General features: G+C 56.7%; 18 protein-coding genes. 6 read left to right on the top strand and 12 right to left on the bottom strand.

The genetic code is table 11. The features are described from left to right. Positions 1 to 384: alpha/beta hydrolase (locus UB90_RS22185; RefSeq protein ID WP_211267737.1), on the top strand; the 384-nt coding region annotated here is incomplete at its 5' end. Positions 385 to 853: 469 nt separating this feature from the next. On the opposite strand, the gene UB90_RS22180 is transcribed toward UB90_RS22185, so the two are convergent. From UB90_RS22180 to UB90_RS22170, 3 genes are all read right to left on the bottom strand, one after another. Then, positions 854 to 1,495: a hypothetical protein gene (locus UB90_RS22180; RefSeq protein ID WP_065332087.1), complete on the bottom strand. Its 642-nt coding sequence runs from the start codon at positions 1,493 to 1,495 to the stop codon at positions 854 to 856. Further along, positions 1,495 to 2,313 carry a hypothetical protein gene (locus UB90_RS22175; protein ID WP_131818820.1) on the bottom strand — a complete coding sequence of 273 codons (819 nt, stop codon included), beginning with the start codon at positions 2,311 to 2,313 and terminating at the stop codon, positions 1,495 to 1,497. Before UB90_RS22175 ends, UB90_RS22180 begins: the two co-directional genes overlap by 1 nt. Positions 2,314 to 2,975: 662 nt before the next feature. Then, positions 2,976 to 3,296 carry a hypothetical protein gene (locus UB90_RS22170; protein WP_131818821.1) on the bottom strand — a complete coding sequence of 107 codons (321 nt, stop codon included), beginning with the start codon at positions 3,294 to 3,296 and terminating at the stop codon, positions 2,976 to 2,978. Positions 3,297 to 3,543: 247 nt separating this feature from the next. On the opposite strand from UB90_RS22170, the gene UB90_RS22165 reads away from it, so the two are divergent. The 3 genes from UB90_RS22165 to UB90_RS22155 all read left to right on the top strand — a co-directional run bounded on the left by UB90_RS22165 (position 3,544) and on the right by UB90_RS22155 (position 5,187). Continuing rightward, positions 3,544 to 4,014, top strand: coding sequence for a hypothetical protein (locus UB90_RS22165; RefSeq protein ID WP_009177159.1), 471 nt, complete (start codon positions 3,544 to 3,546; stop codon positions 4,012 to 4,014). Between the two features lie 146 nt (positions 4,015 to 4,160). Beyond that, complete coding sequence (locus UB90_RS22160) at positions 4,161 to 4,784, top strand: SEL1-like repeat protein (RefSeq protein ID WP_009176589.1); 624 nt, start codon at positions 4,161 to 4,163, stop codon at positions 4,782 to 4,784. A 76-nt stretch (positions 4,785 to 4,860) separates the two neighbouring features. Continuing rightward, a complete protein-coding gene (locus UB90_RS22155) occupies positions 4,861 to 5,187 on the top strand; it encodes a hypothetical protein (RefSeq protein WP_009176587.1) in 327 nt (108 codons plus the stop codon). 403 nt (positions 5,188 to 5,590) lie between these two features. On the opposite strand, the gene UB90_RS22150 is transcribed toward UB90_RS22155, so the two are convergent. The 8 genes from UB90_RS22150 to UB90_RS22115 all read right to left on the bottom strand — a co-directional run bounded on the left by UB90_RS22150 (position 5,591) and on the right by UB90_RS22115 (position 17,147). Then, a complete protein-coding gene (locus UB90_RS22150; RefSeq protein ID WP_074712684.1) occupies positions 5,591 to 6,160 on the bottom strand; it encodes a histidine phosphatase family protein in 570 nt (189 codons plus the stop codon). A 73-nt stretch (positions 6,161 to 6,233) separates the two neighbouring features. Beyond that, the gene (locus UB90_RS22145; protein ID WP_065328371.1) at positions 6,234 to 7,286 is read right to left on the bottom strand and encodes an ABC transporter ATP-binding protein; all 1,053 of its coding nucleotides are present in this window, start codon (positions 7,284 to 7,286) and stop codon (positions 6,234 to 6,236) included. A gap of 21 nt (positions 7,287 to 7,307) precedes the next feature. After that, positions 7,308 to 9,062 carry an ABC transporter permease gene (locus UB90_RS22140; protein WP_081285172.1) on the bottom strand — a complete coding sequence of 585 codons (1,755 nt, stop codon included), beginning with the start codon at positions 9,060 to 9,062 and terminating at the stop codon, positions 7,308 to 7,310. Between the two features lie 84 nt (positions 9,063 to 9,146). Further along, positions 9,147 to 10,469 carry an ABC transporter substrate-binding protein gene (locus tag UB90_RS22135; RefSeq protein ID WP_065332083.1) on the bottom strand — a complete coding sequence of 441 codons (1,323 nt, stop codon included), beginning with the start codon at positions 10,467 to 10,469 and terminating at the stop codon, positions 9,147 to 9,149. Between the two features lie 136 nt (positions 10,470 to 10,605). Continuing rightward, the gene (locus tag UB90_RS22130; protein WP_065332082.1) at positions 10,606 to 11,856 is read right to left on the bottom strand and encodes a sigma-54-dependent transcriptional regulator; all 1,251 of its coding nucleotides are present in this window, start codon (positions 11,854 to 11,856) and stop codon (positions 10,606 to 10,608) included. Next, positions 11,853 to 13,805, bottom strand: coding sequence for an ATP-binding protein (locus tag UB90_RS22125; RefSeq protein WP_065332081.1), 1,953 nt, complete (start codon positions 13,803 to 13,805; stop codon positions 11,853 to 11,855). The genes UB90_RS22130 and UB90_RS22125 overlap by 4 nt, the downstream gene beginning before the upstream one ends. Further along, a complete protein-coding gene (locus UB90_RS22120) occupies positions 13,802 to 15,040 on the bottom strand; it encodes an ABC transporter substrate-binding protein (RefSeq protein ID WP_081285647.1) in 1,239 nt (412 codons plus the stop codon). The genes UB90_RS22125 and UB90_RS22120 overlap by 4 nt, the downstream gene beginning before the upstream one ends. Before the next feature lie 691 nt (positions 15,041 to 15,731). Then, a complete protein-coding gene (locus UB90_RS22115) occupies positions 15,732 to 17,147 on the bottom strand; it encodes an RtcB family protein (RefSeq protein WP_065327098.1) in 1,416 nt (471 codons plus the stop codon). Between the two features lie 290 nt (positions 17,148 to 17,437). Here UB90_RS22115 and rtcR point away from each other — a divergent pair, with 290 nt between their 5' ends. Both rtcR and UB90_RS22105 read left to right on the top strand, forming a co-directional pair. Next, positions 17,438 to 19,009 (top strand): RNA repair transcriptional activator RtcR, encoded by a 1,572-nt coding sequence (gene rtcR, locus UB90_RS22110; protein ID WP_065327097.1) that lies wholly within the window; start codon positions 17,438 to 17,440, stop codon positions 19,007 to 19,009. 93 nt (positions 19,010 to 19,102) lie between these two features. Beyond that, positions 19,103 to 19,630, top strand: a complete 528-nt coding sequence (locus tag UB90_RS22105) for a GNAT family N-acetyltransferase (protein ID WP_227512156.1) — start codon at positions 19,103 to 19,105, stop codon at positions 19,628 to 19,630. Between the two features lie 125 nt (positions 19,631 to 19,755). Here the strand turns inward: UB90_RS22105 and UB90_RS22100 are convergent, their stop codons facing one another. Continuing rightward, positions 19,756 to 20,532, bottom strand: coding sequence for a hypothetical protein (locus UB90_RS22100; RefSeq protein ID WP_065327095.1), 777 nt, complete (start codon positions 20,530 to 20,532; stop codon positions 19,756 to 19,758). Between the last annotated feature and the right edge of the window lie 73 nt (positions 20,533 to 20,605).

Here is a 20,605-nt window from a genome sequence, read left to right as displayed (position 1 = left end):
TCATTTGTCAACATGACCTATGGAGCGGGCAACGTGGATATCATTGCCCATTCGATGGGTGCTTTCATGCTCTACAACATCGCAACCGGATGTAGCTTCGATGCGAGGCAAGGTGTCGATCAAGATGTTCCTGAACCAACCGATGGCCTTTTGCCGCTTTCCGAAACGCCCCAATTCAGACACATCGTGATCGCCGCGGGGGATGTCTCTGTCGCGCGGTTCACCAAATCCTACCCGATGCTGCGCGGTCTCGCTGACGACGTGACGATCTATGTGACCCGAAATGATCCAGTTCTTGGGAAATCCGTCCAATTGAATGATGACCGTCAGCGCATCGGCCAGGGGGGGCCGACCGCATCGTGCTGGAAAATACCCGCACAGTAGATGCTTCGCTTGCAGAGTGGGAAGGTCAAGCCAGCGACAAATGGATCAACACAAACCACCGATACTTCATCGATACCCCCGCGGTACGCCGAGATATAGCTATGCTCTTGAATGGCCATGCCCCCAACCGTCCCGAACGCTGCCTGAGGCCTTCGGTCGAAAACGCGGACACCGGAGCTGACAACATCTATTTCATAGTGCCGAACTGCCTATGACCGGACCGATGCCAATTTCCTAAATGCTCGTGAATGTCCGCTTCGTTGACGCCGCATTGCAGCATCTAGGACTTCGCCGAATGTCTCTTATGGGCCGGAAGCTACTCCGCACTCGGAAGACATGCGAGCGCGCCGCGTTTGTCGCCGCATATCTGGTTCCTAACAGTCCGATGAGTAGATAGACCAACAGAATGATGGTCCCGAGTCCCACAGGTGTATTCGTTTTTGTGAACGCCTCTGGGGCTGAGTGTTGCTCACTTGGTGGGCGGCTGCAGGGCCGGAATGTCTTTCAACACATCTGGGGCAGCAGCAACGGGATCTTCGCTGTCAAACAGGGCCTTAAGTGGACGCAAAGCATATTTCTTCAGGTCGTGCTCATTTCGCAGCGCAAAGATTGGGATGGCAAAGAAGTGTGAATAGTACTCGCCATCAGGCGCCCATGCCCAAAGGCCGCTCCCGGCATGGGCAATGTTAGCCACATTGTCATCTGTAGGCTCGAAGTTCCCGATCTCCCAGTAGTCATCGGGTGTATCTGAGCCGTGCCAGCCGACGATAAGGCAAGCCTGATCAAGCCATGGCCAATGAGCAGATTCATCTTCGACCTCGCCTGTGCTGCAGAGGCGAACGATGAATGTCAGGGAGCCGATAGGTTGCTTCAGTGGTTTGCCTTTTTTTCCCCGCGCCAGCACAGCGGCATTGTAGGCATAGCCGGTCGATATCCAGCCATGATCATCCGAATCTTCGTCACCTAGATCCTCAATCGGTCCGAAATACTCTGCCTCAACAGCCTCCCAGAGGCTGCCCAATAGAGCATCCAGATCAGGAGCGGATCTCCGCAGGTTCTGTGCAGACAGGAAGAGGCTGCGGCCGTTTTCGATAATTTCCGCGTCGGTCACTACGTTTCTCCGAAGGTGTATTTTGTGGACTGAGGCTCTTGCGGCGGGGGCTGATCAAGCCATGGTGGATGCCCGGGTTTTCTGAATTGGAAGGACGCACCTCCCGGATTTGCAATTTTTCCGAGCCCGTCGAATACACGCCCCATATCCGTTTCTTGCAGGAACAAGCACATCGTCGTTTTCCACCGCGAAAGCGGCGAGAACGTCGGGGACTGCGCTTTCTGTAACTCTGTTGAGACGTCACGCCACGTCCGGCAAAAAGCACGCACACCGCAGATCTCGTCTTCAACGCCGACTTCTCCGAGCATGATGACAGCGGCGGTGTTGTCTGGTCCCACGGCTGTGACCTGTTGTTCGAGCTGACGTTCGGACAAGGGGGCATGCCATTTTACTTCGACGACGGTGGTCTTGCCTGCTGCTTTCAGAAGGACGTCGGGTTCGACATGCCTACGACCTGCAAGCCCTGCAAGGCGCGGCCAAAGTGCCACTTCGATGTCATCGTCGGGTGTGAACTTAGTTGCCTCAAAAGCTTCATGCCCCAGCAGGATTTTGAGCGCGCCATATCTGTCCTCTGGCGACATCTGCCAGATCGAACCGAAAACTGCGGATGTGACCATATCTTCTTGCGGCCGCCGCTTGCCAGAGAAGGACTTCTCGCTTCCAGCGTTAAAAAGCCAATGGGCTTTTCTTCGCGCAACAGCTTCTAGCATGGCGTTCTGTCTCCGTAATCCGTCAGGAGGCTTGCCCAACGTCGGCGGATAGGCAACCCCCAATTCCGCGCTGCCGACGAACAGAGTAGGCATCGGTGGCTTTGCCATGGACGTCCGCTTCGGGGAAGCTGCGGCGCAGAGATGACCAGCTTTACGAATGGCAGCTTCGGGCCGCTAGTTCCTGGCGCAGGTAAGCGAGATTATCGATATGCGCGATCTTCTAGGTCAGAAATGCTTGAAGTTTGGGTCAGAATTGAATGACGCGACCTTTCGATTTCCTTAGGTTTTGGCCGTTGATTGGGTCAAAGGTGTTCGACGTTCCACACCATTTGTTGAACGTCAGACGAAATTGACCTACACGTCATAAACTGACCCAATCCGCTGTTTTTGCCGTATGGCTTGTTGCGTTGATCTGACCTTCCTTTTGGAAAATCAGGGCTGATTTGCAGGTTCAGTCGGCGCAGCCGCCTGTTCCTGCTGATCTGCCCGATGTTTCCAAAGGCGGGCAAACGCGGGAGGGGGCGAGGCAATGCTATTCGACCGGGTTGGTGCGGCCCGCAGGCGTAGCCGAGGACACGGCCCGGTCTAATCGGATTGCCCGAGGGGGAGGGTAGCCCCGCCTCCGTGTTGCGGTCATTCAATTTTGAAAACTGAGTTCACAGGTCGCGGACAAAGCTGCCCTTACCAGTCGCGTTGAGTTCTTCTGCAGTCAGCCGGAATTCGACATTCGAGCCACACGTAGCGACAACTATGCTGCGAATGCGAAGAACTCAGTCGATTTCCCCAAAAGCAGCGCTCAGGCAACGCAGTTCTGAGCAGGCTTTATGCACCGCAGAAAAGGCATTGCCGACACCTTGCCTGATATCACCGGCCGCGGCCGCATTCCGCAAGGCAGTGATCACTTTCTTCCCAGTCTCGGACACATACCCGGTTGCCGCGCAACGAGCAGCAGCTTCGCTCTCATCGAGATATAGCGGTATGTTGTCTTGAATATCGCTTTCAGACAGGCGTGCGATGAAAGACCGAGAAGGTAACCGTTTGGCGAGCGTGGCGAGCAACCGGATGTCACGTTCCAATTGCGCTTTTGTCACAGGACCTTCGATCTGGATTTTGCAAGCCACGGAAATCTTCCTTATGAGTGGCAGTAAACTCTTTGTATCCGGCTATCCGGACGGTTCAAGGCCGGATAAGGTCTCCCAAACAGCGTATTACCATCTTGCCAAGTGGTGAGGATTGGCGGGACGCAACTATGGAAGGTTCGTATCCCAAAGTATATGTTAAGGGGCCAACGCCCCCTGCTTTTTCCGCTAAATTTCCCGTTTTTTAAGGAAGCCAAAATTGAAGACCACCCTACTGACCTGCATTGCTGTTCTGGCCTTTTTGCAAACCGCGCACGCGGAGGAGGAGAACCGCTGCGGATTGCCGTCTTCTCAGGACGCTGATGATCTTTGCGAGAGGCTGACACATTTGCTCCCTCACTTTGCCGATGACTTCGATTTATCCCGGCTTGATGGCCGGTATGCATTGGCTTGCGGGATGATGGAAGGCATCGAACTCTCTGGCGCGTCTGCCGAGAACGAAACGCGGGTGTTTGTGGATCAGCATGAGGCAACCAGCGTCTTCCACCCTAAAGCCTTTTGGGGCCCCTCGAGCAGCCCTCTGAGCTTCGTCCTAGCGATTTCTTATACGGACCCCCAGACCCGCGAGGAAAAAACCTTTTCGGTTAATGGGGATCATCAAGGGTTTTACATACTCGATGATTGGGACGGAGTTCGAAGGTTGTCAAAATGTTCAGAGGCTGCGGAATAGGCCAGGGCATTCCAGAAGGCTCCACAACAATGAACTTCCAAGCTCCCAAGTGAAACCGCTAATTTTGCAGCCTGCTATGCATGCTACCCGCCAGCAGGTAGAGCTTGAACGCCAGAACAACGCACACATCGGACAGGAATTCGAAGATGTTCAAGAATCTGATTTTGCTGATTATTTTTTTCACCGCGCCTTTTGCCGCCTGGGCTGATCCGATCAAGAGTGATATCTATTGGGCCGTCCTCAGATCAGACAGTGCTAACCTGGTACATCCAGGAATCGAGATATTCAGGTTCCAGGAGCAGCGACAGTTTTCCAACGAACTTTCGAACAGTGCTTGTGAAGGCAATGAAGTTGCGCATGGCAAACTTGAAGCGGCTGCGGCTTTGGGTAGTGCAACGGCGAATACCGCTCTCGCATGGCTTTACGGAAAACGGCACTGCCACTACTTTCAGAACAACCCTGAACTGGTCACGAGCCTGTATAAGCGCGCTGCTGAACAAGGGTACCCCATTGCAATGACCAATTACGGGATCAAGTTGCTTCGAGGCGAGGGAACCGCCAAAAATCATTATGTTGGAACCGTTTACCTGTTGAACGCTGCCATATCCGGTTGGGGTAATGCGGGCTTGTTCCTCGCCGAGCATATTCTTCTCGGTGTGAATGCAGAATATGACCGGGACGTCGCGCAAGCTCTCTATGATGAATTCCGCACCAGCGCGTATAATGACGAACTGATTGGAAGCGTTGAAAACCTATTGGCGCAACACTGAGCAGGCGGCGTCAATATAGGTGAAATCTGCGGGGTAGATGATGCCCGATTCACAATCATTCTCCGGCGGACAGCACATGCCCATTGAACAGTACAAGCAAGCGCTGGAAGATCTCGCCCGCCGCGCAGATGCCTGCGGCATATCAGGCTATGAAGAGGAAGGTGATATCGTGCTTCCTTCACTCTATGACAGCGAGGCGCATGTTGCATTGTTTGACAAAATCTCTCGGCAACCGGAAAGGTATCACGCGTTCCTGTTGCTGCAAGAGGTGAGCCTGCTGGAGGATACCCTAGAATATCTGCAGCGGTTTGGTGAGCCTTATGCCGATACGGCCATTCAGGAGTTGATCCGCGTTTTGCGAGGTCCGGCGATGGGTATTGCCCCCATAGATCCTGAAGCCTAAGGAGCCGGATCCCTGCGGGCTACCCGGCGCGAGGGAAATCCCCGTTTTTTTTGGGGCTTGGCGGCGGGGTTTCTGCGGCCATTTTTAGTGTTTGGGCAGGCGGTCATCCCACCGTTACTCAACTTGGGACGATCATCTTTGTCCCGCGGTGTGTGAATTCACCAACTCCACAACCTCGCAGTTGAAGCGAGCGGCAGAAACGGCGGGCTGCACCGCAGCAGAAAACCTCTGCCGGTTGCGTTAAGCGCCTGAGGTTTCAAAGGTCGCTGTCATTCGACTAGGGCGCAGGTCACATGGTGAGGACTCCGCAAAGTAGAGTGCCCTTGCGAACCGTGCGACTGGTCGCTGGCTGCCGTTATGAACGAAAGGTAGAAGAGGCGCAGCGAGGATAGAAGGCAAATTGTTACCGGAAAGCAAAGTTTAGATCCCAGCGATCTTTGAGTTTTTGAAAACGGTAGGGATGAGCATTTTTCACGTCGATCCGGGGGATGCTCAGGACATCGCACAATGCAGTCATCACGGCGAGGTGGCTCACGAACAGGATGTCTTGACGCGCCATTTCATGCTGCCACTGGGTTACGACGTGCTCCGCCCTCGCGCAGAGGGTGTCCCAGGGTTCTGCATTGCCTGGCAGATCATCCCGCAATGCGATGTCATAGCCGCTTGCGCCTGCCCCGGCGATGTCTACCAGTCGTTTGCCTTCCAAAGCGCCAAAGTTGCGCTCTACGAGGTCAGGGACTTCGATGATCCGCGCCGACGTGTGTTCGGCGATGATCTGCGCAGTTTGGTGGGCGCGCCTGAGAGGGCTGGTGATGATGACATCCACGCCACCAGACGCCACAGCGCGCGCGGCGTGGCGGGCCTGGTCGATGCCCGTCTCATTCAGGGGCGGATCGCAACGCCCCTGAAGGCGTTGCTCTAGGTTCCAGTCTGTCTGACCGTGACGCAGGTAGAGAAATTGCGGATCGTGCATTTTGGTATCCGCCGCACACGCGGCAACCTTACTAGAAGGGGTTTTCGTCATCTCGTCTGTCCAATGTGAGGCGTCAAAGTACGATGGCGCTGCTGGTGTTGGTTTGCAAAAAGACCTGAGTGCCGGTTTCGAACCAGTCCAGACCTGCGCTGTGGCTTTGGTCGACGACCATTTCGGTGCCGCCCGCGTTGACCAGATATCGGATCTGACTGCCGAGAAACTCCTTGTGGCTGATCGTGCCTGTGAGCGTGTTGGGCCCTTCTTCACGCAGGAGCGTGATATTCTGAGGGCGCAGTACGATGTTTGATCCTGACGAGCGCATTCCCGCGGGCAAACTGAGATGATCGCCGGTTTCGGTCACAAAGCGCGCAGCTGTGCCATCGGCTTCTACACGGCCTTTTAGAATGTTTGCCGTGCCGAGGAAGTTGGCCACAAAGAGGTTCGCCGGCGTGTCGTACAATTCTTGCGGCGTGCCGATTTGCTGGATGACCCCGCCATCAAGCACGGCCATCCGATCAGAGGTCGTGTTTGCCTCTTCTTGGTCGTGGGTCACAAAAATCGTCGTGAGACCGAGCTTGCGTTGCAGGTTCAGGAGTTCCCGCCGCATCTGCACGCGCAGGGAGGCGTCGAGATTGGAGAGCGGTTCATCCAACAGCAAGACTTCAGGCTCGACCACGATAGTCCGCGCCAGCGCAATACGTTGTTGTTGCCCACCCGACAGTTGGTTCGGCATTCGGTCTGCGAGATGCGCAAGGCCCACAAGGTCGAGCGCTGCGTCAACCTTGGGACGGATCTGGGCGTTTGGGAGCTTGCGTTCCTTCAGGCCAAAGCCGACGTTGTCGCGCACCGACATATGCGGCCAAAGCGCGTAGGACTGAAACACCATACCGACATTGCGTTTCCATGGGCTTTGTCCAACGACGTTTCGGTCCCCAATGAGGATGCGACCGCGCGGATCGGGGCCAAAGCCCGCAATCGCGCGCAACAATGTGGACTTGCCTGAGCCCGAGGGGCCCAGGAAGGCAAAGAATTCGCCCGGTTTGATGTCCAGATTGACGCCCTTGAGCACTTCGGTCTCGCCAAAGGACAGGTGGACATCTTCGATTTTGATACCAGCTTTTGTCATGTTTGCATTCCTTCCAAGGCTTCAGTGCGCGTCGCCGGACGCTTTGAGCTTTTTGTCTCTTTCAATGATGATTTGAGAGGCGATGGTGCCGATCGCGACGACAATGACAGCGACGATTCCAAGTGCAGCCCCAGCGCCACGCCCCGATGGGGTTTGCATGAACAGGTAGATCCCATAGGCCAGCGGCGCGTCATTGTTTGAACTGACCAGCATGATGGTGGCCGACAACTCCACCGCGGCGGTTGCAAAGCTGGTCACAAAGCCTGCCAGAATGCCGCCTGTCATCAGAGGGATCACGACTTTTTGGATGGTCCGCCGCTTGGTCGCACCAAGGCTTTCTGCGGCCTCTTCCAACGCAAGGCTTACCTGTTGCAGCGCGGCCGTGCAGGCACGCAACGCATAAGGCAGGCGCCGGATCATCAGGGCGAGTGCGATGATGACCCACCAACTCGCCATCGGTTCGCCGGTGAACGGAACGTCGATCTGGTGAAAGGTCCTGAGATACCCGATCCCAAGCACGACGCCCGGAACAGCCAGCGCGGCGGTGGCTAAGTAATCAAGCGCCTTTCGCCCGAATATCCCTGTGCGCAGCACAATGTAGGCGATCGCGGTGCCGATGATGACATCCAGTGTGGCTGCGATCCCAGCGTAGAGGACGGTGTTCAGAATGAAGGTCTTAGAGCCTTCCCACATGGTGATGTAGTTTTGCAGGGTGTAGCCATCCGGCAGCGGCGCAAAGGACCAGATCGTACCAAAAGACAGCAACAGCAGGCCGAGGTGCGGGCTCAGGACCACCAGCAGGATCAATATGACCGTGCCGTAGGCAAGCGTCTTTTCCAGCGGCTTGAGCGATCGTTTGGCCATGCCGCCGCCGCCTTTCTGCACCGTCGCGTAATCCTTGCCACGCATGAACAGGAAAGAGGCCCACAGCGACAGGATTGAGAACACAACAAGGATGACGGAGATCACGTAGCCCATCGGGTCGCTGATCCCGATGGAGGAAATGCGCAGGAACGCCTGTGGTGCGAGCATGTTGTTGACGTTCAAGAGGAGCGGCGTGCCCAGATCGTCAAACACCTTGATAAAGACCAATGCGGCACCGGCAATGTAACCCGGCATTGCAAGCGGAAAAACGATCCGGCGAAACAGGCGCATGCCATGGCTGCCAAGGTTCTGCGCCGCTTCTTCCATCGAGCGGTCGATATTGCGCAGGGACGCAGAGAGGTTGATCAGAATGAAGGGAAAGTAGTGGATCGATTGCACCAGAATGACGCCATTCAGCCCCTCCATGAAGGGGATCGAGATGCCAAACCAGTCTCGCAGCAGCAGGTTGACGGTTCCGTTGCGGCCAAAGATCAGCTGCATCGCCACGGCGCCCACGAAGGGTGGCATGATCAGAGGGATGAACCCGAGGCTTTGAATGAGGATCGACCCTGAAAAGTGAAACCGTGTCGTGATGTAGGCCAGAGGCAGGGCGATAGCGGTGGCGACGACCACGGACATGGCCGACACATAAAAAGAGTTCCAAAAGCTCTCTCTGAACAACGACGTACCGAAGAAATCGACAAAGTTCTGAAGTGTCGCTGCGCCCGTTGCCGGGTCCTGAAAGGCAACGATCATGACCTGTGCCACGGGCACCAGAAGCAGGCCGATCAGCAAAAGCGCGATGAGCACGGCGGCGATATGCAGGCCGGAGAGGTTCGGGACCAGCCAGTTGGGCACACGATCAGAGAGCCCGGCGGCCTGTGCGCCTGACGAAGAGGATGAGCTTGACATATGGGGACGTCCTTGAAGATGTCCTGCCACCGTGCCGCGCACGATGGCAGTTAGGTCTATGTTTCGGGGACCGGGGGTCGCGCGTTACATCGCGGCTGCTTTATTTGCCAATTCGGTGGCACGTGCGTAGTTCTCGACGACGAAGGCATCCCAACGCTGTTCGATTTCAGCCTGACGCTCGCCAACCTCGTCGGTGGCCTTGCGGCGCTTTTTCGTGAAGATGCCGGCAAACTCTGGATCGAGGCTTTGTGCCTCATCAATCGGGTTTGCATCAATGAGTGCCCAAGCCTCGTCGATGAGTGCTTTTGCCTCCTCATTGCCTGTCTCGCTGTAGCGCGCTTCGGCTTCATGCAGAGCGCCGACTGCCGCGCGCAGGTCGTCGAGACGATAGGTAATCATCACGTCGAACATGGAATTGACGAGGTTGTAGCGTGCGCCGGATTTCTCAACGTCGAATTTCACGCTGGCCCCGATAGTGCTGTCCTCAAACGGATTGGGGAAACCCTCCGGCGCTTCGGCGTAGGTGGCTGGATTGATCGGCAAACGCATGATCGCCGGGTCCAACAAGACCGACTGGCCCTCTGGGGTAAGCATATAGTTGATGAAGGTGACGGCGCCGTCTTCGTTGGGGGCATCTGCGACCACCGCGACATTCGCGGGCACAAGCGCGGTCACGGTGGGATAGGCGAAATCAACCGGAAAACCCGACGCTTTGGACGAAAAGCCAAAGAAGTCGATGACAATCCCGAGGCCGAAGTTGCCAGTGTTCACACCGTCCGGGACGCCAAAGCTACGTTCGGTCACGGTTCTGAAGTTACCTGCAATGCGCTTCCATTGTGACCAGCCCTGATCCCAGCCCTCGCCTTGCAGTAGCGTTTCAACGGTAAGGTGTGTGGTGCCGGAGCGCGAAGGCGCTGACATGCCCACGTGCCCGTGGTACTCGGCCCCGGCGAGATCCATCCATTCTTTTGCTGGCGCAAGATCGTTTGCCTTGAGGTACCGCTCGTTCCACATGATGCCATATCCAGCGCCTGCGAAGCCGAAGTAATAGCCTTCGGGATCGTTCAGAGGATAGGCACCGATCCGGTCCGGAATGCCTTCGGACGTGATTGTGACCTTGGAGAGGAGCTGATCTCCCTTCAGCACTTCAAACGCGTCAGGGGCCGATGCCCAGAAGATATCGGCGGTGTTATCTCCAGCAATCTCCTGGATGTATTTCACGCCAGCCGAGGTTTTCTTGTTCAAGATTTCCAGATCAAACTCTGGATGAGCCGCCTCAAAAGCAGCTTCGATTGGCCCGGTCATCGAGTCTGGAAAAGATGTAATGACAGTCACTTTGCCGCCGGCGATGGCGGCCGTCGTCATAAGCGCCAGTGTTGCCACTGACGATAGAATGGTACCCCGCATGGAGTGTCCTCCCTGAATTGAGATGCGCTCCTCCGCGCACATCCAGATGCTGCGACAGATACCGAAATCGACAAATTTTTACCTGAATTGACCCCTTTGGATGACGCCTTGAGGCGGTTCTGACACCTGAATTGGGTCAATCCTGACCCGTATCGGAGAGGCCGACTGCCTTCATGCGCAGATAGAGCCGCTTCCTCGGAATCGACAAAAGCTCGGCTGCTTCGCCCTTTCGTCCTCCGGTCTCTCGCAGGCTTTGCGATAAAAGCGTGCGTTCGAATTGGCGCATGGCTTCCTCGTAGGGCAAAAGTGCGTCGCTGCGCTGTCGCGCTCGTGCGGCCAGTCCAATCGGCAGGCCCATCACCATTCGCTCCGCGACGTTTTGCAATTCACGCGCATTGCCCGGCCAGTCATGACGCTCAAACTGGCGGATCATGTCCTTGGTCACGCTGGGTAGGCGCTGGCTGAATCTTTGTGACGCGGAGCGCAAAAACACTTCGAGGAGGAAAAAGACGTCCCGGCCGCGCTCGCGGATTGCGGGCATATCAAGACGGGCGACATTGGCCAGGAAATAAAGATCGTCCGTCAGGTTCTTTTCAGGCGCTTTTGCGGCTTCGGCTGACATGGAGACGATAACCCGTGGAATGCCGGGGGTTTTCAAATATTCGACCAGTATTGCCTGCGCCTTAGGGTCAAGACGGTCGACCGCTCGCAGATAGAGCGTCGCGGTTTCTGGTGCGATGGCGGCAAGGTCTGACCGAAACTCTTCCGGTGAGGCCGCCGCGCATCCGATCATTTCAAACTCGCCTTTGCCCTCGCCGTAGTCATGCAGTGCGCGTGCCGCAACAGATTTGCCAGTGCCCGGTTCGCCGAAGATGCAAACGGTCATCGGCAGCGCCGCCAACCGCAGCACCTGCGCGCGGATTTCGCGGATGGCTTGCGATTGCCCCACAAGCGTTGCCGAGAGGCCGCTTTTGTTTTGCGTACGCCGTCGCAGCCGCTTGTTTTCCACCAGCAGTTTGCGTGCGCCTACGGCGCGGCTGATGGTGCTGATCAGAACGTCGGGCTGGGGCGGTTTTTCGATGAAGTCATAAGCCCCCGCTTTGATCGACGAGATGGCCATCCGTACGTCGCCGTGCCCTGTAATCATCACAAACGGAATATCCGAGGCGATGTCTTGTGTCGCCTTCAGGACGCCAAACCCATCCAAATCGGCCATCCGCACGTCGCATAAAACGACGCCAGGCCATTCCGGGTCGAGCTTCTGGAGCATCTCTGCTCCGTTGCAAAATGGCTCTACTGTCAGGCCCGCACCTTCCAGTAGTTCGCAGGTGGCTTCGCGAAAATCGGTGTCGTCATCAACCAGATAGACTTGTGAACTCTGTTTCATGTGCTCAAATCTCCTGAGGGGAGCGTGACGGTTGCGCGAACGCCTTGATTGCGACGGCTGCAAATCGCGAGATCACCGCCAAGCCCTTTGAGAATGTTATAGGAAATCGACAGGCCCAGCCCGAGGCCAGCGCCGGGGGGTTTACTGGTCACAAAGGGTTCGATGATGTCGTCGGGTTCCAGTTCGCCCAACCCGGCCCCGGTGTCCACGACCGAGAAAGCAATGTTTCCCTCTGCGGCAGGATGGGACTCAATTCGAATTTCACCCGCTTTACCGGTTTGCGCGATGGCATCGCTCGCGTTGCTCAAAAGGTTGACGATAACTTGCTCCACAAGCACCGGGTCACCGATGAACGAGATCGTGCTCAACGCGGGGTCAATGATCGGCGTCGCGCCATGCTCGGTAAACTGCGGGGACATAAGGTCCAGTGCGGATTGTACCAATGGTTGAAGCTGAACCCTTTCTCTGAGATACTCTGACCGGCGCGCAAACTTCCTCAAATGTTGGATAATACGTCCCATCCTGTCGGTAAGATCGGATATTTTCGCGGTCTGTCGTGCCTGCGCCTGCGTGTCGGCCGTGGCAATCGCGGCCTGTAGCAAATGCAAACGTTGCTTGATGGCACCCAGAGGCTGATTGAGTTCGTGGCTGATCCCAGCCGACAGGTTGCCGAGCTCGGCCATTTTTCCCGCCTGGACAAGCTCGTTCTGTGTCGCCTGAAGCTGCGCAATGGCTTGATCGCGCTCGTGGACTGAGGTTTGAAACGCGTGAACCGCGCGGGTGAGCTGACCAATTTCGTCGTGTCGCTGGTCAAAATCGTCAATCCGGACGGCCTGTCCGCTCGCGATTGCATGCATCGCGCCTGTGAGTTTTTGCATCGGACGGATGATGACCGGGCGCACATAGAGGAACAGGATGCCAACACCACCAGCAAGCGCCAGCACTGTTGCAATCAGCAACACGGACTGGCGGCGATCGGACTGGAGTGAAAACGCCTGAACCGTCGCGGTGAGCGCTTGGCGTTGATCGCGCGCGTTGTTTTGAAGGCTTTTCTGTAGGCGAGACAGCGCGTTAAAGGAATGCTCCAACTGCGCCTGCACCTCATTGCGTTGGCTGAGCCATTCCTGCCGGTGCCGGGCCAATCCCTCTGGCCCGGTGGCGACCGCCTCAAGAGCACTCAGAGATTGCTGGATGGTGAGAAACTCTGTGCGGTCAGAATCCTGGCGCAGCATTGAAAAGACGCGCGACACGGAGTCTGCATAGATGTCTTCCAGTTGTTTCATCTGATCGCGCGAGGTCGCGTCTGCGATCTGGAAAACCACAGAAATCAGGCGGCTAAGCTCCGATGCCAGCGCTGAAAACCGATCGCGGGACTGGATATCTTGCGCGAGAAAGCGGGCCTTTGCTGCGCGTTTTCTTTCGTTGTTCTCGGTCACGATGTTTCGTGTTTGCGCTTGGATATTGAACGAGAAATCCGCGACCAACGCCGAGGTTTCCTCCTCTAGCTCCACTCCGAGCCAACGCAGGCGCGATATATCCTCCCGGATTGCCTGCTCCAATCGCTGCATCCGGTCCAGACGCCGCGCGATCACATCCAACTGCGCAACAATCTCGCGTGTCTCTCCTTCTATCTCAGGTTTTTCCAGGCGCTCGACCAAAAAGCGTGACAGGTCGGTGGTGGCGGTTCTGATCGGGCTGCTCTGGATGCTGGTTGCAAACAGCAGTTCGTTGCTCAAGATCGCCAGATCAGCAATTTGTGCAGAGAGTTGCGAGGTTTGCGTCAGGTCTGGCACATGTGTCGTGTTGATGTCGGAGATCACCGAGCGCGCATCCTGCAAGGCCTGGATTGCAAGGGCGATAACGATCCATGTTAGCAGCACGGCCAACACTGTTAGAATAAACAGTCGCGTCCAGATACGTGGGATCGTTCTTTCCAAGAAGCGTTTCATTCGTCGCGGCTTGTCTCTAATGCTTCCAAATCCGCCGCGGCGAGTGCGAGAAGCGCACGAATTTCTTGGCGCCAGCCGTCAAGGAGTTTGCGTTCGTCAGATCCTGTTGCGGGTTGCACGGAGGGCCGCAATCCAGTCGCGGCGGAATAAGAGACCTCTGTGGCGGCGCGTTCGGAAATGGGCACTTTGGTCAGCAGCTGATGCACCCGATCCAGTTCGGCCCCAAATCCCTGATTTTTGAGCGCGTGATATCTCCGCCAGAGCGCACGCCGTTCGACCAGGACATCTGCAATCATGAGATCAAACAGCGCGTTGACTGCCCAGTAACGGTCTGCCGAACGCTCTGGGTCGTATTCAAGCCAAGGCAGTTTCAAGTCTGCGGTGATTTCCGGCGGGATCGTCGCGCTTATCTCAGCGCGGATCTGTGCGTCAATCGGGATGCGGCTGACGTCGGGGTGACGCAATGCCAGTTGGCCTGAGCGCGACAGCAGCATTTCGACGAAGGCGCAAGCGAGGTCGGGGTTGGTGCCGCCCTTCAGGATGCCGATCTGCGCCGAAAACGTCATCATCGGGCGTCCGTACTTGAACTGCAGCGCTTCACCGCGGGAAGTGGACAAAAAGTCGATCATGAGCCCGATATCGAAGCGGCGGTTGATCAGCCCATCCGGCACCCCGTGGCTGCGGGCGGTCAGAGTGGAGAGATTTCCGGCAAGCTCCAGCAGATAGGCCCAGCCTTCGTCCCATCCGCGCACCTGCAACAGTTGCTCGACCAATAGGTGCATGGTGCCGGATCGCGCGGGGCGCGCCATGGCGATGCGGTCGCGATAAATGGGCAGTAAAAGGTCATTCCAGCTGCCCGGCATAAAAAGGGTACTGTCGCTGCGCCGTGACCAGCCGACCGAGGAGACCGCGAACGCTTCGATTGGGGCGGGACCGTCGGGGCCGCAAACAGCTGCATCTGCAAAGCGATCATCCCGAACCAAGAGAACAAACGCCTCCGGCGAGGACGCCCAGAACAGGTCGAAAGCACGCGCATTTCCCTGCTGGATTTCCTCCACCGCTGAAATCGTATTCTTATTGAGAACCTGGATCCGAGTTCGCGGTTTGGCGTCCTGCCAGAGGCTCTCGAACACATCCGTCATGTCCGACGGAAATGATGTAAGGATCGTGAGGTCCTTGGCTCCTAGCGGTGTGCCAAACAAGACCATCAGTAACAAAATCCAAAGACGTCTCATGCAGTTCAAGTTAGCTGCTCTGAGCTGGTCCGCAAATAAAGGATTGTTGGGGTCGGAGACTGCGTCACTTTTGACCCATTAATTGAGATTAAAGCTCTCGGTATGCGTGCCACCCAAACTCTCACACAGTGATCGCAAGCTTCGAACGCGACGCTGAGCCGGTAGCTCAATATTAAAGTCAAGACCGTGGACAAGCGGCACCAGAGGGAGTGCGTCGAAGGTGCCCGGATCAGTCCGAAATAGGCGCTTTCCACCGTCCTAAGCGTCCGGCGTCTGCCTTTGCTGCGCGCAACAGTCGAGCGGCCCGGCCGATAATGGGCCGGGCTTGCTGGCTTTCGTGATTACCGGGTGTTTCGCTTGTAAACGCAAATGTAGGGGGGGATCTCTTCGCTTCTTGACATAGAGAATTCGACTGAGAGTGGGCTCCACGATGGGACGGGTTGCGCGCGTATTCGTATCCTGCTCAGAAATTACAGGCAGATTAGACCAAAACAGGCTGCCGCAATGCAACTGCCAAGTATTGGAAGGCGCCGCGCATGGGGTCAAAGCGCACCAGCCCTGATTTGTAAAATCCGGTCTTGCTGCGGGGTGCGAGCCGCTTGTGCCCACGGGGCGTTTTCGCGGGCAATCGCGCAAACGGGCAGGAGGGGGCTCCCCATCCTGCCCGTTTCTCGTCTGTGTCCTACCAGTGTTACCTGCGGCCTTTCTTACGTTCGCGCCAGAACGGCGGCACATCGCCGGCCATGATGCAGCCGTAGGGGTCGATGTAGTCTTCGATCTTGGCCAGACCGTAGTCTTTGATCTGCTCGACCACGGAGGCCGCGCTTTTATAGCTCGACGGCAATTCAGAAGCGTCGACACCACCGGCGTGAAAGCGCACATCGAGACCTTTGGTCTCCGCCTTCAGTTGCTCTTGCGGTGTCACCTCTCCCATACGGCGGCGATGTTCGGAGCGCGAGAAGTTGCGTCCTGCACCATGGGGGCTGAAGCCCAGAGCGTGCTTGGCGTCTGCCCCGCGCACCACCAGAACAGGTTCCGACATATTGAGCGGAATGAGCGTCTGGCCCGTTGCGTCCGGTGCGTAGTCATCCCATGCGGGGGTCGCGCCTTTGCCGTGATAGAAAAGACCGTCACGCTTAAAGACAAAATTGTGCTCGTTCCAGATCCGCTCCCCGACATCTCCTATGCGACCGGCCTCGATGGTCACCTGATGGAGCGCGTTGTGGTTTGCCTTAGTCCATTTGCGGATCAGCTGGAGAGCCTCCCAATATGCAATGCCCTCGTCACTGTCAGCCGGGATCCAGGCGTTTTGCTTCAGCGTCTCCGGCGAGAGGCGTTTGCGAAACTTTTGCGCCACTTCCATGCCGAGCTTGTAGAGCACCGCGCCCGGACCACGCGACCCGTGATGGGTCACCATGGCCACGCGCCCGGAGCTGCGCGCACGCCCCACAAAGAGGAAGTGGTTGCCATCCCCTTGTGTCCCCATGTGCTCCTGCGCCATCCGCAAGATTTTGGGATGATTCAGAAACCGGTTTTCGCGAAACGCGTCCAGCAATTTGAGCGAGGTGGTGAAACGTGCGCCATTGCGCCGCCCGCCGGGGCCAAAATGTGTCACGGATTGCGCCGCATCCAAGACGGCCTTTGGATCCACATCGCCTAGATCGCTCATCATCACCGAACAACAAATGTCGGCCGAGTGCATGCCGGGGTGGATTGCGTTCTTTGTCGCCACGATCCCGCCGACCGGGATGGTGCCCAGCGGACCTGCGGGACAGGCGTCAGGCATAACAGCGCCGCTGACCACGGTGGGGGTGCGCATCAAAACCGTCATGGTCTCACGCACCTTAGTGGTGTTGTCTTCTTCGTCCGGTGTTTCGGTGCGAATGTTCTCATAAAACGGCACCGCCCCTGCAGCATGGAGAGGGAGTTTTGGCAGAACCTTTGGCCGCTCCTGATCGAGTGTGGTGCGGATTTTCTCTGCATCTGCGCCGTCGGCCATCATCGCCTCTGCGCGCGCAATAAGGGCTGGGAATTGTGCTCCGGGGATATGCCCCCATGCAACCAGATCTTTGCCAGTAATCGGCGTCATCGTTGTATCTTGTTCCATCTCAACCACTTGGCCCTTGGGCTCAAGCCTTTCGTCTAAAATAGGGTGCGAAGTGCTGGGGGCTTTGGGAATGGGCCCAAGGCCCCCAGCGTTTCAGCGGACACGGATTTGCCCGCTCTTCTCTCTCTTCACTCTTTCGGTGCCCTGTTTGTTGCAGGGTACGGCGCTTCGCCAAAGGTGAAAGTGAAAGTGGCATAAGTGACTGATAAATTTGGAAAATAATCTGAATTGCGTTATGGGTCTGCTTCATGCACTATAAAAATAAATCGTAAGTTATAGAAACTGATACAGTGCAGAACGTCGTAATCGGATTTCTGGGAGTCAAGCTCGACGTCGGTAAGAACCGGCGCTGGAAGCCTACGCTATCACTCGTCGAACATGACGAATTTCATGTGGATCGGCTCGAGCTGCTTTATGATTTTAAGTTCAACCGTCTGGCGCATGCGGTAAAGCGTGAGATCGAAGCGGCTAGCCCGGACACCGAAGTGGTACTCAACCGGCTTGATCTCAGTGATCCTTGGGATTTTGAGGAGGTCTACGCCAAGCTTTTTGACTTTGCCCGTGGCTATGGTTTCGATGAAGATCGTGAGCGGTATCACATCCATCTGACCACTGGGACGCATGTCGCACAGATTTGCTGGTTCCTTCTGGCCGAAAGCCGCCATGTCCCGGCCCTGCTGTTGCAGACCGGGCCGCCGCTTCATGAAGATGAGCCGGCGAAGCTCGATATCATTGATCTGGATCTGCGGCGTTACAATGCGCTGCAGCATCGGTTCGATCTGATCGCGCAGGAATACAGTGACCTGCTGAAAGGTGGGATTGAGACCCGGAACGCGGCGTATAATGGGCTGATTTCCCAGATCGAACACGTCGCAGGCGCGACGCGCGCGCCGATCCTGCTATTGGGCGAGACCGGCACCGGGAAGACCCAACTCGCTGAACGCATTTATACGCTAAAGCTCGACCGGCGAATGATTAAGGGGCGGATGGTGCATGTGAACTGTGCCACGCTCAGTGGGCCCGACGGGATTGCCATGCTTTTTGGCCAGCGTCGCGGGTATACGGGGCAGGCAGGGTCGGAGCGCAACGGCTTGCTGCGCGAGGCGGATGGCGGTGTCCTGTTTCTTGATGAAATTGACGAGTTGGGCTTGCGCGAACAGGCGGTCATCCTGCATGCAATCGAGACGGGGCGCTATTATCCGCTGGGGGCAGATTATGAGGTCACCAGTCAGTTTCAAGTGATTGCGGGGGCGAACCGTGATCTGCGCAAACTGGCGGCGGATGGTCTGTTTCGGCAGGATCTCTTGAGCCGCCTGACAGCATGGACGTTTGAAATCCCGCCGTTGCGGCAGCGTCGCGAAGATATCGAACCCAACCTCATCTTTGAGTTGGCGCGGGCAGAGCGTGAGTTGGGCGTGCAATATGGGTTTAATCTCGATGCGCGGGAACGGTATCTGAAATTCTGTCGTGACCCGGCGACGCTCTGGCCGGGTAATTTCCGTGATTTTGGGGCCTCGGTGCGGCGCATGTGTATTCTTGCGGCGCGTGGGCGGATCACCCGAGCAATGGTCGAAGAGGAAATTCGCCGTCTGCGCGGGTTGTGGTCGGCCGCTCAAAGTGATCCGGATTTGAAACTTCTGGCTGACCTCCTTGGACCGCAAGTCGATGACATCGACCTTTTTGATCGTGCGCAACTGGCCGAAGTGATCCGTACCTGCCGACATAGTGCCAGCTTGAGTGAGGCCGGGCGCAACCTCTTTGCGCAGTCCAGAAACCGCCGCAAATCTACCAATGACGCCGACCGGCTGCGTAAATACCTCGCCAAGTTCGGCATCGACTGGGACCAGGTGAATGGCGCTTGAGCACTGCGCGCCGTGAATGCGTGACGGTAGCGGTGCCTCTATGTGGAGGTAAAAACACTGGGCGATGCTTGGGTGTTTTGGTTACAACAGGCTATGACACCGCCTTTTATCCATACCGAACGATTGCTGTTGCGGGGCTGGACGCCCGATGATCTCGCACCGTTTGCGGCCATGTGCGCCGATCCAGAGGTCATGCGCTACATTAGAGATGGAAAGACCCGCAGTCGGGCTCAGTCCGCGCGTTCTATTGCGTCGTTTCAGCAAGGGTGGCGCGTACGGGGCTATGGCTTATTTGCGGTTGAGGCCAAAGATACAGGGGATCTGATCGGTTTTGCGGGCTTGTCGTCGCCGGACTTTTTGCCAGAAGTGTATCCTTCTGTCGAAATCGGCTGGAGGTTTTCAAAACCAAACTGGGGCAGGGGGTACGCCAGCGAAGCGGCGGCGGCGGCGCTTGCATTTGGTGTGAAAGACCGGGGCATCACCGATATCGTAAGCATATGCCAGATTGAAAACGGTGCGTCGGCGCGCATTATGCAAAAGCTCGGGATGGTCTTTGACCGAAGAACCACCGACCCGAGTTGCGGGCACGCGGTGGATGTTTACCGTCTTCCGCAGGGTTGAGAACTGGCGGCTCCCAGATAGATTGCCGGAATGGCGCGATTTGCGGCGGGCGTGGTCCGCGCAGGCGCTGCACGGACCCTTTGGCCAGTCTGAAGATCAGGCCAATTTATCACTTGGTCAGCCTATTAATCAAAAACCGAGGCGATTTGATCGACAGTGACGCCTTCTTTGATTTCGCGCAGCCGCGCATAGATCAACGCGATTGAAATGCCGCTCAGACCCAAGCCCAGTGCCGAGGTGACGACATGGGCAACCGACGCCAACAAAATCCCTGCGTTGACCATCAGGATGCCTGCGAGGAAGGGGCCAACAAAGTTAATGATACCAACGCAGATCCCGATGAGGATCAGGGCCCCCAGGATGGGCCAGCGGTATTCTTTGGTGAGATCCGCGCTTCTTCCAAGCCCGCCAAAGCCAATGCGCTCGATCACAACCGCTGGGGTGACGACGGAAAATACCGCATAAACCCAAAGGCCCGGAATGATGAGCGCGATGCTCGCAACCCCTGCCATGAGACCCGCGACGATAGAGAGTACGGCAATCGGCACGATTGCTCGGATCGCCGGAGAAATATAGCGGCCAATCTGAATGGGATTTCCAAGTTTTGCATCATAGGCCAGCTGGACCAGCAGGGCAGAAGCCAAGCTGTAAAACGCAATCTGCAGAACCAGAGTGATTGCCCACAATGACACACCCGCCGGAGTGCTCATGTCGGGCAACGCGACACCAATCACCACGTCGACGCCGACAAGCGCGCCAGTCAGGAGCAAGCTCAGGAGGCTTGCAATCAAACCCATAAGCGTGACGGGGATGAGGTTTTTAAAGAAGATCGAAAAGCTCTCGCCAACGATCGCGCCGACACCCAATGCGATCCGGGCGTCTGTATCAGCAGTACTCGACATGATAATCCTTCATCTCTGTATTTTCAGTTGTCTTAATGTCTTTGGGTCCAAGGGTGACCCGGCGAGGGAGTAT

Origin of the sequence: Tritonibacter mobilis, assembly GCF_001681715.1 — a bacterium.
GTDB classification, from domain to species: Bacteria; Pseudomonadota; Alphaproteobacteria; order Rhodobacterales; family Rhodobacteraceae; genus Epibacterium; species Epibacterium mobile.
Note: the sequence above shows the minus strand (reverse complement) of the source record. Positions and strands in the feature narration are given on the sequence as shown.

Coding starts and splice junctions, on each gene's coding strand:
- UB90_RS22175 (WP_131818820.1), bottom strand. CDS start 2,313: ATGGCAAAGCCACCGATGCCTACTCTGTTCGTCGGCAGCGCGGAATTG.
- UB90_RS22160 (WP_009176589.1), top strand. CDS start 4,161: ATGTTCAAGAATCTGATTTTGCTGATTATTTTTTTCACCGCGCCTTTT.
- UB90_RS22155 (WP_009176587.1), top strand. CDS start 4,861: ATGCCCATTGAACAGTACAAGCAAGCGCTGGAAGATCTCGCCCGCCGC.
- UB90_RS22150 (WP_074712684.1), bottom strand. CDS start 6,160: ATGCACGATCCGCAATTTCTCTACCTGCGTCACGGTCAGACAGACTGG.
- UB90_RS22145 (WP_065328371.1), bottom strand. CDS start 7,286: ATGACAAAAGCTGGTATCAAAATCGAAGATGTCCACCTGTCCTTTGGC.
- UB90_RS22140 (WP_081285172.1), bottom strand. CDS start 9,062: ATGTCAAGCTCATCCTCTTCGTCAGGCGCACAGGCCGCCGGGCTCTCT.
- UB90_RS22135 (WP_065332083.1), bottom strand. CDS start 10,469: ATGCGGGGTACCATTCTATCGTCAGTGGCAACACTGGCGCTTATGACG.
- UB90_RS22130 (WP_065332082.1), bottom strand. CDS start 11,856: ATGAAACAGAGTTCACAAGTCTATCTGGTTGATGACGACACCGATTTT.
- UB90_RS22125 (WP_065332081.1), bottom strand. CDS start 13,805: ATGAAACGCTTCTTGGAAAGAACGATCCCACGTATCTGGACGCGACTG.
- UB90_RS22120 (WP_081285647.1), bottom strand. CDS start 15,040: ATGAGACGTCTTTGGATTTTGTTACTGATGGTCTTGTTTGGCACACCG.
- UB90_RS22115 (WP_065327098.1), bottom strand. CDS start 17,147: ATGGAACAAGATACAACGATGACGCCGATTACTGGCAAAGATCTGGTT.
- UB90_RS22105 (WP_227512156.1), top strand. CDS start 19,103: ATGACACCGCCTTTTATCCATACCGAACGATTGCTGTTGCGGGGCTGG.
- UB90_RS22100 (WP_065327095.1), bottom strand. CDS start 20,532: ATGTCGAGTACTGCTGATACAGACGCCCGGATCGCATTGGGTGTCGGC.